The sequence below is a fragment of the Thiomicrorhabdus heinhorstiae genome, assembly GCF_013391765.2.
Classification (GTDB): Bacteria; Pseudomonadota; Gammaproteobacteria; order Thiomicrospirales; family Thiomicrospiraceae; genus Thiomicrorhabdus; species Thiomicrorhabdus heinhorstiae.
In genome coordinates this window covers 1-14,285 of record NZ_JACBGI020000041.1, presented here as the reverse complement: position 1 = coordinate 14,285, position 14,285 = coordinate 1, and the positions used below count along the sequence as shown (strand labels likewise).

Genomic DNA, 14,285 nt, shown 5'->3' with positions numbered 1-14,285 from the left:
TAATAAGGTTATTAAATAGGCAAATAATTTTTCTATATAAAACAATGACTTTTCTTAAAACAGGCTTAAGAAAATCTACAAATATCGTTTAAAAAAGGCCCAGATTTCCGGTATCGCCTGAATATCCATATTTTTATTGCCGAACAAAAAACGCAGTTCGGGCGACTCGATTCCGGGGATATGATGTCCGCCATTATTAACCTGATAGAGCACAACCCGACTATGACCATCGCATCGGTCGTAATTGAAGACCTCTACCGTCGAGCGATCCCGGCTAACCTTGTCTTGCAGTTTGCGATGCTCGGGAGTAAGAGCACAATGATTGTTCGCTACCCAAAATGCGACGTTTTCCGCGGTCGAAGTCACCTTCCCGCCTTCACTACCCAGAAATTTCATTTCCCCGCCTTTCCAAGGCACCAGAGGATCTTTGGTACCGTTCATAATCAGTACAGGCAGCTCCGGTCTGGGATGACAACTTCCGAGAATATTTTTAGGGATATTGGCAATAATGGCGGCAATCGCCGTAAAACGACCGCTTAATTCGCAACCTAATCTCAAAGTCATCATGCCGCCATTGGATGCACCGGCCACAAAGGTCTTCCGGGCATTAACCTGCGGCATTTTTTGCAGATGATCCAACAAAACCGAAAAGAAATGCACATCATCGATTCGACTAATGTCTTCGCCTTTACGTAAGTGGCTATTGCGACCGTCATTCCATTGCGAGCCGACACCATCCGGATAGACAGCGATAACCCCGTTTTTGTCGGCAATTTCATTCAATCCGATCCGCCAGGCAATATCTTCACCCGACGATTTACCGCCGCCGTGCAAAAACAGAAACAATGGGATGGAAGCCTGTACCCGCTGTGCAAAATTCGGCGGATAATGCACATGATAAGTTCGATCGATGCCGTCGACCTTCAGCTGGTAATGCGTTAAATCATCGACCGATTCGACTTTTGCACTGTAGAAAAAAATAACCGAAAAGAAAATAAAAAGCAGACCGAAACGACGACTGAGATAAGTGTGCGAATTGCGATTCATAGATCCCCCCTGAGAATGGAAACGGGCCTAGAAAGACTCTGAAGCAGCTTAAGCAAGACACCCAAGGCTTGCTATAGACTACCACGGCGAAAGACAGGATAACAATTTAAAATCAATGAGTTGCTGATTGATGAAGTATAGAGATCAGACCTGGGTCTGCTGAATTAAGGCCTCTTTTAAAGGCTTGGAAAGACCTTTAATTTCCAATTCACGCCTCAAGGCTTTCTGACGGCTGTCGACGCTTTCCAGATATACCAACCGGCACGGACGACGGGATTGTGTATATCGCGCCCCGCCTTTCAGATCGCCATTGTGCTGGCGGAGACGTGTATGTATGCGATTGGTGATTCCGCAATACAGGGAGTTATCGGCACAGCGCAGCAGGTAAACCTGCCAGCTGGCTTCGGAGGAGGTATCAGGCCTGCTCATCCTGACGTTGCCAGTGGCCGGATTTACCACCTTTCTTTTCCAACAATTTGACCTGGTCAATGACCATCCCGCGATCGACCGCTTTGCACATATCGTATAGGGTCAAAGCCGCAACCGAAGCGGATGTCAAAGCTTCGATCTCGATTCCAGTCTGACCAACGGTTTTACAGGTTGCAGAGATCTCTACACAACTGCGCTCCGGATCTGGAGTCAGTTCGACTTTTACCGAGGTAATCATCAACGGATGGCACATCGGAATCAAATCAGGAGTGCGTTTAGCGGCCATAATCCCGGCAATCCGTGCCGTGGCCATCACATCGCCTTTTTTATGCTTACCTTCAACGATCATCTGCAAAGTTTCCGGTTGCATAAAAATGGTCGCAGTCGCAGTCGCTTCACGCTGAGTATGCGCCTTGTCACCGACATCGACCATGCGAGCCTGACCTTTCTCGTCCAGATGGGTTAATTCATTTGCCATAAACGCTCCTAAAAGATCAGACAAAAGTGCTAAACGGATAGAAGGCTACCTTGTCACCCTTGGCGATCGTAGTATCTTCCGGAATAACCGCAAAACCTTCTGCCCAGGAAGCCGACATCAGCACGCCTGACCCCTGATGCGGGAAGATTTCAACAACCGATTCCTGACGCTTGTTTACAATACGCGCCCGTAGGAAATCGCGGCGGAAGTTCGCTTTCGGCCAATCGAAATCTGCTTTCAGCCAAATCGGACGGCTACTCAACTCGGTCGCTCCCTGCATCTTCATCAGATACGGGCGGGCAAACAATTTAAAGGTCGCGAAGGCGGAAACTGGGTTCCCTGGTAGACCGATAAAAGGCACGAAGCCGTTTTCCATGCCGATTTTGCCGTAAGCGATCGGCTTGCCGGGCTTCATTTTGACTTTCCACATATGCAGTTCGCCTAGAGTTTCGAGTGCCGGTTTAATATGATCTTCTTCACCGACCGAAACACCGCCGGTAGTCATGACCACGTCGGCAACTGCTGCGGCTTGCTTCATGGCATCGATTGTCGCCTCCAGCGTATCTTCAACTCGTCCCATATCGACCAGTTCAAAACCAAGTTGCGGAATCAAACCGCTCAAGGTGTAACGGTTAGCATTGTAGATTTTACCTTCTTGCGGCTGATCGCCCGGTTCAAGCAGTTCATCGCCGGTAGTAAAGGTGGCGATTTTCAACGGTTGATAGACTTGAATCTCGCCGATTCCGATCGAACTGATCAGACCGAGTTCCTGTGGACGAAGACGGGTTCCCGCCTTGAGAATTACTTCTCCGGCCTTGATGTCTTCGCCTTTCTTGCGGATATTTTCGCCCGGCTTCACACCAATTTTGACTTGAATTTGCCCGTCAATTTCCTCGGTATCTTCCTGCATAACAACCTGATTTGCTCCCGGAGGGATCGGCGCTCCGGTAAAGATACGCGCCAGAGTACCGTGCTCCAGTTCCGTACCGACCTCACCGGCGGCAATCCGCTGGCTGACGGGGAAAGTATTACCGTGCTCCAAATCGTAACTATGCAGAGCATAACCATCCATCTGGCTATTATCGTGCGGAGGGACATTGACCGAAGAAACAATATCTTCGGCAAGGATACGTAATAAACCGTCAGCAACATGAATCGTTTCGGTTTTATCGGTTATTTGCACGTCGGACAACAGTGCATATAAGGCTTCTTCAAAGGTTTTCATAATTCTTACTCAAAAAAACCCCACGCATGCGTGGGGAAGACAGATAGTGTAGCTAAATTTTTACGGGACATCCGACTTAAGAAGCCCAGCGCTGCTCGGCCTCTTTATCACTGATGCGAGCATCGACCCAACGCTCGGAACCGTCAGGCAAGGTTTCCTTCTTCCAGAAAGGTGCGTTGGTTTTTAAATAATCCATAATGAAATGCGCCGCATAGAACGCGTTTTCACGGTGACGACTGGCAACCGCTACCATGACGATCTGATCGCAAGGATACATTTTACCGACACGGTGAATAATTCGACTCGACTCCAAGTGCCAGCGATCATGCGCTTCAAGACGGATTTTTTCCAAGGCTTTTTCCGTCATGCCCGGATAATGTTCCAGCTCCAGAATACTGACTTCGTCACCTTCGTTAATATCGCGTACCGTACCGACAAAGGTCACTACCGCACCGATATCCTTGTGACCTTCACGCAGGCGCGCCGCCTCGGTCGTCAAATCAAAATCTTCTTCCTGAATCTGGATATGAGGAAAGGCAGTCACGTTCAATCAGCCCCCGGTTACCGGCGGGAAGAAAGCGATCTCGTCACCGGCTTTGATTTCCGTCTGACGATTGGCCACATCATGGTTAACGGCAATTTGCAGATTCTGGTTTTCCAGCAAAGCCTGCTGCCAGGACTCGCCGCGGTCGGCCAAAGCATTCAACAAACAACCGACGGTGTTAAATTGGGCAGGCAGTTGTTCGTTACCCTTACCCAGAATTTCGCGAAAGCTTGCAAAATACAGAACATTTAACATCTTTTTATCCCTCTAAGAATTGGTCGTGGCTTAGCCACCCAACTGAACCATTTGTCTGAATTCGATATTGTGAACGTTTTCATTAAAGAAATGACGTTCCGGTTTTTTAGCAATTGCGTTAATAATCAGCTGCTGCAGCTCTTGATCGCTGATGCCTTCTCTTAAAGGCGTACGCAGATCAACCGAATCTTCCTGTCCGAGACAGAGTGCAAGAACCCCACGCGCAGTCAAACGCACACGGTTACAGCTTTCGCAGAAATGTTGTGATACGGCGGAAATCACACCGATACGCGCATTGGTTCCGGCAATATGGAAGTTACGCGCCGGACCGGCATCCGAACGGTCGGTCGACGGGATCAAATCCGCTCCGACATGCGCTTTTACGCGCTTAAGAATCTTGTCGGCCGCGTAGTGCTGATCCATCATGCTGACACCGGCCGGACCGATCGGCATGGTTTCGATAAAACGCACTTCGACACCTTTTTCGATACCGTAGTCGACCATCGCTTCGATTTCGTCATCATTGGTGCCTTTCATAACTACCATATTGAATTTAACCGGCTTCATACCGACTTCAAGGGCCTTATCCACCCCTTTCAACACCTTTTCCAAATCACCGCCGCGGGTGATCTTATTAAAGCGCTGCGGGCGCAATGAATCGATCGAGATATTACAGCGGTCAACTCCGGCAAGATGCAGTTTCTCTGCTTCACGTTCTAAATGGTGCGCATTGGTAGACAGAGCGATGTCTTCCAATCCCTCCAGTGGTTTAATCATTTCAACCAATTCATATAAACGCTTGCGCACCAGCGGCTCACCGCCGGTCAAACGAACTTTGGAAACGCCCAGATCGACGAAAGCCTTAATAATTCGCGCCAATTCTTCGTAAGATAAATACTCGGCATGGTGGCCCTCAGGATGCACACCTTGTTCCGGCATGCAGTAACCACAACGGTAATTACACAGATCGGTTACCGATACACGCACGTATTCGATCCTACGCTCAAACGGATCGATCAACGATTTGCTCATAGCCCACCTCATTATTCTTTTTCTATGCAACGTTATAGTCGCTCGGGAATAGCGAATTTTACACTGGTTTCATATTAGAAATCAATTATTTAAAGGTTAAATATCCCTATTGAGGCCATAAACAAAGACTATTAGGCTTCTCGCAAACAGTCTAATCGTGTAAACCTCATCCAAATAATGAACTAGAGCACAGATACTCTTTCGATTTCTTGGAGATTTACAAGCTAAACATAATTGCCATAAACGCAAAAAGCCCGACACTGAAACAGTATCGGGTTTTTCTAGTAGTCTTTTTGACTCTCTTAAGAGTTGCTAGATCTGTGAGGTCTAGACGAAAAATGAGAGCCTAGATTAACTAGGTGATCGCTTTTCCAATCTCTAAAAACGACAAAACCCCGCCAATTAAAAATTGACGGGGTTTCTAGCATGTTTTGCGTTTTGAAAACTGCACTAGGTGCGGCTTAGTCAAAGCCGTCATTCTGAGCTTACACTAAGTAAGCGACAGAATGACAATGCAGGATAAGCTGTGCATAGAGCAGATTTTCATCCGCAAAAATTACATACCTGCGTGACCGACACCTGGCGGATCTTCATGCATACGTTGTGGAACGTTATACTGAGGAGTTCCGTCTGGTAGACGACGTGCTTGACGATAGTTATGAATATCGCCTTTACCATCACCAACTTCGTTGTCAGGACAGTTAGTCATGCAACGCTCGTTGTGGATAACAGGACGGTGGTCACAGAAGAAGTTACCTTGGTTCTTCATGTACTTGTTCATCTTCATCAAGATTTCAGAGTTGAAGAAAGTATCATCTTCTAGCTCAGTACCTTCGTCATCCATAGGAACGTAGTTCGATTGCAGGATGTAACCGGTAATACCCAAGTAACCTTTGTCACCGATGAACGGAGCGTTAGGCGTCCAGAAAGGCATAGTACGACGGATGTAGTCGAAGATAGTGGTTGCATATGGCCAGTAGTTACCAACAGTTTTCATCGGAGCTGGATCATATGGATCAGAAGCAACCAAAGATTCGTCAACTGCTAGAGGAAGGTAACCTTTTGCACCTTCACCGAACTCACCGTGACACATACCACAGAACTGAACGTAAACTTTACCACCTTCTTCAACAGTCATACCGACTGAAGGATCAGGAAGACCGTTACCGTCACCGTCAACAGTGATGTTCCACTTAGCTACCGCAGACTCAGCGATTGGCGTACCGAAACCATAAGCAACGAAGTCTGAATCGTTGTAATAGTGCTTGGCAGCGCTGTCGTGAACTTCCGTGAACGCAGCAGGAATTTTACACTGAGCGTTACCGTGGTTACCACCGTCGATGCTGTCATCAACTTCGAAAGAATATGGGTTAGCAGGATCTAATTTACCTTCAAGACCGTCACGACCGTAAGCCGCGTCTTTACCCAAGATCGCTTCGATGACTTTAGCGTCAAGGTATTTACCGTCAGCTTTTTCGATAATTTCTTTATAGTCAGCTGCGTATTTACCGTCAATTTTTTCGCCAGAAGCAGAGTTGCTGTCTGAAGAATCAGACATCGCCATTGCAGAACCGGCAAATAGAGCTGCAACTGTCGCTGCAACCAAAGTTTTCTTAGTACTGAACATTTTCAATCATGCCTCCGTTTTTGCCGTTCTCCCAGGCGTGTACGCGCCATGTAACCATAGCAGTACGGTGATAAACGTTGTTAGTTCCTTCTAGGGTACGCATTTGCGGCATAGGAGGTTGAACGTAACCGGTTTCGTCCGTAACACGGCTCATCAAGAATGCTTCAGAACCATCCCAATCCCATTCAAGCTCGAAACGAGTCCATGCTTTATCTAGCACAACCGAAGTGAACTCTGCTTCTTTCCAGTTCTTACCACCGTCAGTAGAAATATCTACGTGAGCAACTTTACCACGTCCAGACCAAGCTAGACCACGAACGATGTAACGTCCAGGACCTTGCATTTTGAAGTCTGGAGATGGGTAAGTAATTACAGAGTTAGGCTCCATGTACCAAGAGAAACGCTGTGCAGTTCCGTCCGGCATAAGCTCGGTGTACTTAGAAGTCTCTTCACGGTGCTGTGCAGGAACATCGTGAACCTGGATACGACGTAGGTATTTGATCCACATGTTGGCTTCACAACCTGGAACAACCAAACGGATTGGGTAACCTTGTTCACGACGTAACGCTTCACCGTTTTGCGCATAAGCAACGAAACAGTCATCCATCGCTAGATCAACAGGGATCGAACGAGTCAAACCAGCTGCATCCGCACCTTCAGGAATAATCCACTTACCTTCAGGCTTGATACCAGCTTCCTTAAGAAGATCAGATAGACGTACACCAGTGTATTCAACACAAGACATCATACCGTGAGTCCATTGAACAGAGTTCAACTGAACACCTTTCCATTCCATCGCACCGTTAGCAGGACACTCGATGAAGTGGATACGTGAAACGGAAGGGAAACGCTTCAAATCGTCCATAGTGAAGATCAATGGACGTTCAACCAAACCGTGAATAACCAAACGGTGCTCTTCAGGGTTGATCGTCGGAACACCACCGTGGAAACGTTCAAAGTGTAGACCGTTTGGCGTGATGATACCATTCAAGCTTTGTAGCGGAGTCATGGTGATCGACGCCATTGAATCTGGAGTCAACCATTCCAATGTACGACGCTGTACTTCTTTCTCGAAAGGTGAAGGCATACCGTATGGGTATTTACGAACACCGAAACCAAGAGATTTACGTGCTGCACCATCTTCTAGTACTTTCGTAATCTCTTCTTTACCAGCGTAAGGTGCTACTGCTTTGGCTGGATCGTAACCCGCACCTTCTGCTGCATTAGCTGCTTTTGTGAACATCACACCACCAGCTACGGCAGCGCTACCTTTTAGAAAGGCACGACGTCCTTGGTTGCGGCTCTCTTCCGTTTGCAACGCAACCTTTTCTACGTTTTTATCTGTCATTTATTGCTCCTTGACGGTTTTACTGACATGACCAGTAATACCCCAGATTCAAGAGTTAACTTTATTTTTGGTAGCCTGTACTGTTTTGGCGTCAGTACAGCCCACACAGTTATTGCTAGCGGCTAATGATAAATTTTATGCTTATTTACTTCAAGCGCTATCACTAGAAAAATTAGGAATTGCTTATATAATTTTTTTATGGGTGGTAACAGCGCTTTCTATCCTATTGAAAAATAATTCAAAAACCACATCATATAGTGGGTAGATCGCGTCGCGAACAGATTGGCCCGGTTTTTGGTTCTTCGATGTCTTCAGCCACTTGTGCTAAAAATTGCTGCAGCTCGTCGATGCTCAAGACCGAGAGAATTTTGTTCATGATTTCCGGATGAATGGCAACCGTAGTGTAGATTCCCGACTTCAATTTCACCTGCACCCCGCAGGCATCGGCCAAAGCGCCGTCTTCGTCGTTTCCGTCAATTTGCGCAGCCTGTTCACCGAATAGTAAATCATCGTACTCCGCTTCCAATTGCTCGCTGATCGACTCTTCGATATCGTCGCTCAGCTTCACGGAATAAGAAGACTCCCCCATGTGCGTTTCGTCGGCTTCCAGCTCGGTCGACAGGCCGAGATCGTGGCAAAAACTTTGAAAACGCTGCGCCAAGCTTAAATCAAAAAACAGATATTCAATTTGATCATTTTCCATTTGCGGGGGAACTCCTTTATTTTTACCCTTCGGACGAGTATCATTCGAAACAATAGATTTTCTCGGCGCTTACTTTCGATAAGTGCAGTACACAAAAGGTCCTGACTACTATGCTAAACCGCCAGTTTCCGATTACTCGCATGCGTCGTATGCGAAAAGACGACTTCTCCCGCCGCCTGATGCGCGAACATACCTTGACAACAAACGACCTTATTCTACCGATGTTTGTCATCGAAGGACACAATAAACGTGAACCGGTTAAATCCATGCCGGGCGTCGAGCGTTTGAGTATCGATCTGCTGGTCGAAGAGGCCAAAGAAATTCAAGCGTTGGGCATTCCGATGATCGCCTTGTTCCCGGTCACACCTGCCGAAGCGAAATCGCTGGATGCCGCAGAAGCCTATAACCCGGACGGTCTGGCGCAAAGAACCGTGCGTGCAGTTAAAGAAGCTTGCCCGGAACTGGGCGTGATGACCGATGTCGCTCTCGACCCTTTCACCACTCACGGCCAGGACGGCATTATCGACAGTAACGGTTATGTATTGAACGACGACACCATCGATGTCTTGATGCAACAAGCGCTGTCGCACGCCGAAGCCGGTGCCGATGTGATCGGGCCTTCGGACATGATGGACGGCCGCCTGATCGAAATCCGTGAACTGCTGGAAGACCACGGTCATATCAACACCCGCATTATGGCTTATTCAGCAAAATACGCTTCAAGCTACTACGGTCCTTTCCGCGATGCAGTCGGTTCGGCCGGCAACCTCGGGAAAGGTAATAAATTCACCTATCAGATGGATCCTGCCAATCGTAACGAAGCCCTGCACGAAACCGCTCTGGATTTGAACGAAGGGGCCGACATGGTGATGGTTAAGCCGGGTATTCCGTATCTGGATATCGTGCGCGATATCAAAGACGAATTCAAAGCGCCGACTTACGTGTATCACGTCAGCGGTGAATACGCGATGCTGAAAGCCGCGGCAATCAACGGCTGGATCGACGAAAAGCCGGTGGTTCTAGAAACCCTGCTCAGCTGTAAACGTGCCGGTGCCGACGGTATCCTGACCTATTACGCCAAACTGGCGGCGATCTGGCTGAGCGAGGAAGATTAAGGCGGATACCTTGAGCCCTGAAAACCCGCTGCTCGATGAATCTGACTGAAAGAAAATATGACCGATAAATACGCCGTTGTGGGCAACCCGATTGCCCATTCCAAATCTCCAATGATCCACCGCCTGTTTGCCGAGCAAACTGGACAGGACATCAGTTACGAAGCGATTCTGATCGATAATGAAGAGACCACTTTTCAATGGGCGATCGCCGATTTGCGCCAGCGCGGTTATAAAGGGCTGAACGTCACCGTACCTTTCAAACTAGATGCCTTTGAACTGGCGAACGAACTGTCCAGTCGTGCACAAAGTGCACATGCGGTCAACACTCTGGTCTTTCAGGATAACGGTACGATTTACGGTGACAATACCGACGGCGTTGGCCTGGTCAACGATATTCAAATCAACGGCGAGCGTTCTTTTAAAGATCAACGCGTTTTGATTCTCGGCGCCGGAGGTGCGGTGCAAGGCATTATGGAACCGCTATTGGCGCAAGCGCCGAAAAGCGTGCATATCGCCAACCGTACCGCAAAACGTGCCGAAGTCCTGGGACAGAGATTTACGACTGAAATTCCGATTAGCGGCAGCGGCTGGGACGAGATTCCGCTCGACGAAGGTTACGATATTATTATCAACGGTACCTCGGCTAGCCTGGACGGCAAACTGCCGCCGGTCTCACCGCAATGTCTGAAAGACAATAGTCTGGTGTATGACATGATGTATGCTCAGGAACCAACGGTATTTTTAAAGTGGGCCAAAGAACATCGACCGGATTGCACGATTATGGACGGTTTGGGAATGCTGGTCGGTCAGGCCGCAGAATCCTTCAATATCTGGCGAGGCGTACAACCACAAACACAAAACGTCATCGACGAAGTTCGTCAACAGATGAGCAAATAACACTAAGCAAATTCTGCTTCAAATCTACAGCGGTAAATCAGGAAAGCCCAAATCCATGCAGGATATCAATGTCAACCTTGCCGCTAGCTTTCCCCGCGAAACCAAATGGCTGAAAGCGCTGCTCGCAATCACAACTGTTTTGCTGATTGTCGGCCTTCTTGCCCCGATTATCACGCTTAAAAAATTCGTTCTGATCGAGAATACTTTTTCGGTACTCAGCGGCGTGATTCAACTGTTAAGCGAAGGGCAGTTCCTGCTCTTTATTCTGATCGGCGGCTTCAGCGTCATCCTGCCGTTTCTAAAAATACTGATGCTCTTTAGATTGCTAGGAAAGCGAACCGATCAACAACACCTAAGCAAATATCTGCACTGGATGCACCTGTACGGTAAATGGTCGATGCTCGATGTTTTTGTCGTCGCGGTACTGGTCGTCGCCGTCAAACTCGGTGCCATCGCCAGCGTAGAAATCCAATTCGGTCTCTACGCCTTTGCCGCCGCCATACTGCTGACGATGTATATTACGGCGAAGGTTGTAAGCTTGTCCGATCTCTTAACGGAGAAGAAGCAAGACGATTACTCTTCACCCTGATAATCATTTTTCAGCTTCACATAGTGTGCAGCGGAGTATTTAAAGAACTCGATTTCTTTTTCGGTGAGCGGACGGGCTTGTTTGACCGGTGAACCAAGGTACAGATAGCCACTTTCCAGCACTTTGCCGGGCGGCACCAGGCTATTGGCTCCAATCAGAACGTGTTTTTTGACTACAGCGTTGTCGAGAACAATCGCTCCCATACCGATCAAACATTCATCCTCAATAATGCAACCGTGCAGGACGGCATTGTGCCCGACAGTCACATCATTACCGACAATACACTCGGAATTTTTGGTCATGTCGCTTGCATGTGTGCTGTGCAGAACACAACCGTCCTGAACATTGGAACGGTCGCCGATCACGATCTTATTCACGTCTCCTCGAAGGGTCGCATTCGGCCAGATACTGACATCTTCCCCCAGCTCACATTTCCCGATCACCACAGCACTGTCATCCACCCAAGCGGAGGCTTCGATTTGCGGTTCAAATTCTTTATAACGTCGAATGGCCATTAATTGACTCCTTTTAATTTTTAATCCTGCCTATTGTGGACAAGTTACTTCCTATCGTCCAGTCTGCAGGCACAAAAAAGCCGGCGCAGGAATCCCTGACGCCGGCCTTTAAGAACACAACAAATGCGCTTATTTAAGAATCATCGGTCTCATGGTTACCAACTCTTCCGAAGAGGAAGGATGTATCGCAATCGTAGCATCCAGATCGGCTTTGGTCGCCCCCATCTGTACTGCAACCGCGAAGCCCTGCATCATCTCGTCAGCACCGTCGCCAACCACATGAATTCCGACGACCTTCTGCTCTTCACCGACACAAACCAGCTTCAAAGCGGTCTTGATCTGATGCTCGGTAAAAGCGTAGCGCATCGGAGTAAACACCGAAGTATACACCTGGACACTATCGTGACCGTACTGGCTGCGTGCATCGTGCTCGGCTAAACCAATGGTTCCCACCGGCGGATGCGAGAACACCACGGTCGGCACTTTGGATAGATCCATTTTGATATGCGGCTGGTTGTTATACAGACGCTCGGCCAAATAACGACCGGCACGAATCGCGACCGGAGTCAAAGGCGCCTGACCGGTTACATCTCCGATCGCATAAATATTGTCGACCGATGTTTTGTGATAATCGTCGACCTCGATAAAACCTTTACCGTTAGCGCTTAGACCGGCGTTTTCCAATTTCAAAGGCTCAATCAAGGTATTACGGCCTACAGCCCAAACCACCTGATCGAAACCTTCAAGATGCTGGCCGTCTTCACTTTCAACCGTGATCGTGCCGTCATCGGCCCTAATTAGCTTCTTGACCTTAAAATGATACTCTTTGTGAATACCGGAAGTAATCATCGCATCGGTCAGAGTTTCACGAACCATATCGTCGAAACCGCGCAAAACCAGATCCTTACGGCTTAACAGGCTAGTGTCGGTTCCCAGTGCCTGCAAAACCCCGGCCAATTCAACGGCAATATAGCCGCTGCCGATCACCGCCACTTTTTTCGGCTGTTCGGTTAGAGCAAAGAAACCGTCGGAAGTGATTCCCAATTCGGCATTTTCAGTCTCTTGAGGAATCGCCGGAACTCCGCCCGGAGCGATCACAATGGTTTCCGCAGTGTAAGTTTTACCGTCTACATCGATCGTGTGCGCATCGACAAAGCTTCCCCAACCTTGCAGTACATCGACGCCCTTCTCTTCCATATAACCGCCGTACCAGGTATTGATATTGCGGATGTACTGTTCGCGCTTTTCAACCAGAGTCGCCCAGTCGAACCCTTTCTGTTCCACGTGAAACCCGAAATCCGGTGCATCGCGCAGGGCTTCGGCGATATGCGCGCCGAACCACATTACTTTTTTCGGAACGCAACCAACGTTAACGCAGGTTCCACCGATCTTTTTGGCTTCCACGACGGCACATTTTTTGCCGTATTCTGCAGCACGCTCTACTACCGACAAACCTCCACTACCGGCACCGATCGCAATTACATCATAATCATAAGCCATGCTTTTTTGTCCTTTTCTCTATCGAGAAGTGAGAGATTAAAAAAGGGGCCTGAGGCCCCCTGTATATTCTGTAGCCCGCTTGTCAGGGCCTGACAAGCTGTGAATATTATTTTGCCAAGAAGGCTTCTAGATCGTCAGAACCGCCAATGTATTCACCTTCGATGAAGATTTGCGGAACGGTACCGGCATTTGCTACTGCACGAAGCGTACGAGAAGTTACACCGCTGTTAGTGATCAGAATTTCTTCATAACTGATGTTGTTGTCTTCAAGCATAGACTTGGCTTTTGCACAGAAAGGACAACCTACTTTAGTGAAAATCGTCGCAACGCGAGGCGGTTGAGCATTTGAGTTGATGTAGTTCAACATCGTATCTGCATCGGAAACTTCGAATGGGTCACCAGGGACTTCCGGTTCAATGAACATCTTCTCGATTACGCCGTCTTTTACCAGCATAGAGTAACGCCATGAACGCATACCGAAACCAAGGTCTTCTTTATTCACCAACATGCCCATACCGTCGGAGAATTCACCGTTACCGTCCGGAAGCAAACGGACGTTATCGGATTCCTGGTCTTTAGCCCATTCGTTCATAACGAAAGTATCGTTTACCGAAAGACAAACGATTTCGTCTACACCGTTTTCAAAGAAAACCGGAGCCAACTCGTTAAAACGAGGAAGGTGAGTTGAAGAACAGGTCGGAGTAAATGCACCAGGAAGAGAGAAGACAACGACTGTTTTCCCCTTGAAAATTTCATCGGTGGTTACGTTTACCCATTCATTGTTTTCACGGACGCGGAACGTGACGTTAGGTACTGTTTGACCTTCGCGGTTAGGTAATGCCATTAGTTGAGTCTCCTAAAATATTATTGGTATAAATCTTGGCAAAAAGGTTAGTGTCATCACTGACTTTGGCTCTAGTTTATAGAAACCAAGGCAATGAGTAAAATTGAAAATTCCAACTTCATTAATAAATTTTAACT

The 14,285-nt window shown here is 48.0% G+C and carries 16 protein-coding genes; 3 read left to right on the top strand and 13 right to left on the bottom strand.

Translation table 11 applies throughout. From position 1 onward, the window contains the following. Window positions 1-75 precede the first annotated feature (75 nt). The 10 genes from H8792_RS12130 to H8792_RS12085 all read right to left on the bottom strand — a co-directional run bounded on the left by H8792_RS12130 (window position 76) and on the right by H8792_RS12085 (window position 8,688). Complete coding sequence (locus H8792_RS12130; protein WP_185979231.1) at window positions 76-1,047, bottom strand: alpha/beta hydrolase family esterase; 972 nt, start codon at window positions 1,045-1,047, stop codon at window positions 76-78. 144 nt (window positions 1,048-1,191) lie between these two features. After that, entirely contained in the window at window positions 1,192-1,476 is a 285-nt protein-coding gene (locus H8792_RS12125; protein WP_185979230.1) for a GIY-YIG nuclease family protein, read from the bottom strand. Further along, the gene (gene moaC / locus H8792_RS12120) at window positions 1,463-1,954 is read right to left on the bottom strand and encodes a cyclic pyranopterin monophosphate synthase MoaC (protein ID WP_185979229.1); all 492 of its coding nucleotides are present in this window, start codon (window positions 1,952-1,954) and stop codon (window positions 1,463-1,465) included. The genes H8792_RS12125 and moaC overlap by 14 nt, the downstream gene beginning before the upstream one ends. A 16-nt stretch (window positions 1,955-1,970) precedes the next feature. Then, on the bottom strand, window positions 1,971-3,179 hold the full coding sequence (locus H8792_RS12115) for a molybdopterin molybdotransferase MoeA (RefSeq protein ID WP_185979228.1): 1,209 nt from the start codon (window positions 3,177-3,179) through the stop codon (window positions 1,971-1,973). 76 nt (window positions 3,180-3,255) lie between these two features. Next, window positions 3,256-3,723: a molybdopterin synthase catalytic subunit MoaE gene (gene moaE, locus H8792_RS12110; protein WP_185979227.1), complete on the bottom strand. Its 468-nt coding sequence runs from the start codon at window positions 3,721-3,723 to the stop codon at window positions 3,256-3,258. Between the two features lie 6 nt (window positions 3,724-3,729). Next, window positions 3,730-3,978: a molybdopterin converting factor subunit 1 gene (gene moaD / locus H8792_RS12105; protein WP_185979226.1), complete on the bottom strand. Its 249-nt coding sequence runs from the start codon at window positions 3,976-3,978 to the stop codon at window positions 3,730-3,732. Window positions 3,979-4,008: 30 nt separating this feature from the next. Continuing rightward, window positions 4,009-5,010 carry a GTP 3',8-cyclase MoaA gene (moaA, locus tag H8792_RS12100; protein ID WP_185979225.1) on the bottom strand — a complete coding sequence of 334 codons (1,002 nt, stop codon included), beginning with the start codon at window positions 5,008-5,010 and terminating at the stop codon, window positions 4,009-4,011. 556 nt (window positions 5,011-5,566) lie between these two features. Beyond that, window positions 5,567-6,637 carry a c-type cytochrome gene (locus H8792_RS12095; protein WP_185979232.1) on the bottom strand — a complete coding sequence of 357 codons (1,071 nt, stop codon included), beginning with the start codon at window positions 6,635-6,637 and terminating at the stop codon, window positions 5,567-5,569. Then, a complete protein-coding gene (soxC, locus tag H8792_RS12090; protein WP_185979224.1) occupies window positions 6,624-7,985 on the bottom strand; it encodes a sulfite dehydrogenase in 1,362 nt (453 codons plus the stop codon). The genes H8792_RS12095 and soxC overlap by 14 nt, the downstream gene beginning before the upstream one ends. A gap of 250 nt (window positions 7,986-8,235) precedes the next feature. Continuing rightward, window positions 8,236-8,688 (bottom strand): hypothetical protein, encoded by a 453-nt coding sequence (locus H8792_RS12085; protein WP_185979223.1) that lies wholly within the window; start codon window positions 8,686-8,688, stop codon window positions 8,236-8,238. A gap of 110 nt (window positions 8,689-8,798) precedes the next feature. Here H8792_RS12085 and hemB point away from each other — a divergent pair, with 110 nt between their 5' ends. Genes hemB through H8792_RS12070 form a run of 3 tightly spaced genes read left to right on the top strand, consistent with a single transcriptional unit; the run spans window position 8,799 to window position 11,289 of the window. After that, a complete protein-coding gene (gene hemB, locus H8792_RS12080) occupies window positions 8,799-9,803 on the top strand; it encodes a porphobilinogen synthase (RefSeq protein ID WP_185979222.1) in 1,005 nt (334 codons plus the stop codon). Window positions 9,804-9,860: 57 nt separating this feature from the next. Further along, window positions 9,861-10,700 (top strand): shikimate dehydrogenase, encoded by an 840-nt coding sequence (gene aroE / locus H8792_RS12075; protein WP_185979221.1) that lies wholly within the window; start codon window positions 9,861-9,863, stop codon window positions 10,698-10,700. Window positions 10,701-10,755: 55 nt separating this feature from the next. Further along, window positions 10,756-11,289: a paraquat-inducible protein A gene (locus H8792_RS12070; RefSeq protein WP_185979220.1), complete on the top strand. Its 534-nt coding sequence runs from the start codon at window positions 10,756-10,758 to the stop codon at window positions 11,287-11,289. Here the strand turns inward: H8792_RS12070 and H8792_RS12065 are convergent. The 3 genes from H8792_RS12065 to H8792_RS12055 form a co-directional block, all read right to left on the bottom strand. After that, complete coding sequence (locus H8792_RS12065; protein ID WP_185979219.1) at window positions 11,274-11,804, bottom strand: gamma carbonic anhydrase family protein; 531 nt, start codon at window positions 11,802-11,804, stop codon at window positions 11,274-11,276. The genes H8792_RS12070 and H8792_RS12065 overlap by 16 nt on opposite strands. Window positions 11,805-11,933: 129 nt before the next feature. Beyond that, on the bottom strand, window positions 11,934-13,304 hold the full coding sequence (gorA, locus tag H8792_RS12060) for a glutathione-disulfide reductase (RefSeq protein WP_185979218.1): 1,371 nt from the start codon (window positions 13,302-13,304) through the stop codon (window positions 11,934-11,936). 106 nt (window positions 13,305-13,410) lie between these two features. Continuing rightward, window positions 13,411-14,148 (bottom strand): glutathione peroxidase, encoded by a 738-nt coding sequence (locus H8792_RS12055; protein WP_185979217.1) that lies wholly within the window; start codon window positions 14,146-14,148, stop codon window positions 13,411-13,413. Between the last annotated feature and the right edge of the window lie 137 nt (window positions 14,149-14,285).

Coding starts and splice junctions, on each gene's coding strand:
- H8792_RS12130 (WP_185979231.1), bottom strand. CDS start 1,047: ATGAATCGCAATTCGCACACTTATCTCAGTCGTCGTTTCGGTCTGCTT.
- H8792_RS12125 (WP_185979230.1), bottom strand. CDS start 1,476: ATGAGCAGGCCTGATACCTCCTCCGAAGCCAGCTGGCAGGTTTACCTG.
- moaC (WP_185979229.1), bottom strand. CDS start 1,954: ATGGCAAATGAATTAACCCATCTGGACGAGAAAGGTCAGGCTCGCATG.
- H8792_RS12115 (WP_185979228.1), bottom strand. CDS start 3,179: ATGAAAACCTTTGAAGAAGCCTTATATGCACTGTTGTCCGACGTGCAA.
- moaD (WP_185979226.1), bottom strand. CDS start 3,978: ATGTTAAATGTTCTGTATTTTGCAAGCTTTCGCGAAATTCTGGGTAAG.
- moaA (WP_185979225.1), bottom strand. CDS start 5,010: ATGAGCAAATCGTTGATCGATCCGTTTGAGCGTAGGATCGAATACGTG.
- H8792_RS12095 (WP_185979232.1), bottom strand. CDS start 6,637: ATGTTCAGTACTAAGAAAACTTTGGTTGCAGCGACAGTTGCAGCTCTA.
- soxC (WP_185979224.1), bottom strand. CDS start 7,985: ATGACAGATAAAAACGTAGAAAAGGTTGCGTTGCAAACGGAAGAGAGC.
- H8792_RS12085 (WP_185979223.1), bottom strand. CDS start 8,688: ATGGAAAATGATCAAATTGAATATCTGTTTTTTGATTTAAGCTTGGCG.
- hemB (WP_185979222.1), top strand. CDS start 8,799: ATGCTAAACCGCCAGTTTCCGATTACTCGCATGCGTCGTATGCGAAAA.
- aroE (WP_185979221.1), top strand. CDS start 9,861: ATGACCGATAAATACGCCGTTGTGGGCAACCCGATTGCCCATTCCAAA.
- H8792_RS12070 (WP_185979220.1), top strand. CDS start 10,756: ATGCAGGATATCAATGTCAACCTTGCCGCTAGCTTTCCCCGCGAAACC.
- H8792_RS12065 (WP_185979219.1), bottom strand. CDS start 11,804: ATGGCCATTCGACGTTATAAAGAATTTGAACCGCAAATCGAAGCCTCC.
- gorA (WP_185979218.1), bottom strand. CDS start 13,304: ATGGCTTATGATTATGATGTAATTGCGATCGGTGCCGGTAGTGGAGGT.
- H8792_RS12055 (WP_185979217.1), bottom strand. CDS start 14,148: ATGGCATTACCTAACCGCGAAGGTCAAACAGTACCTAACGTCACGTTC.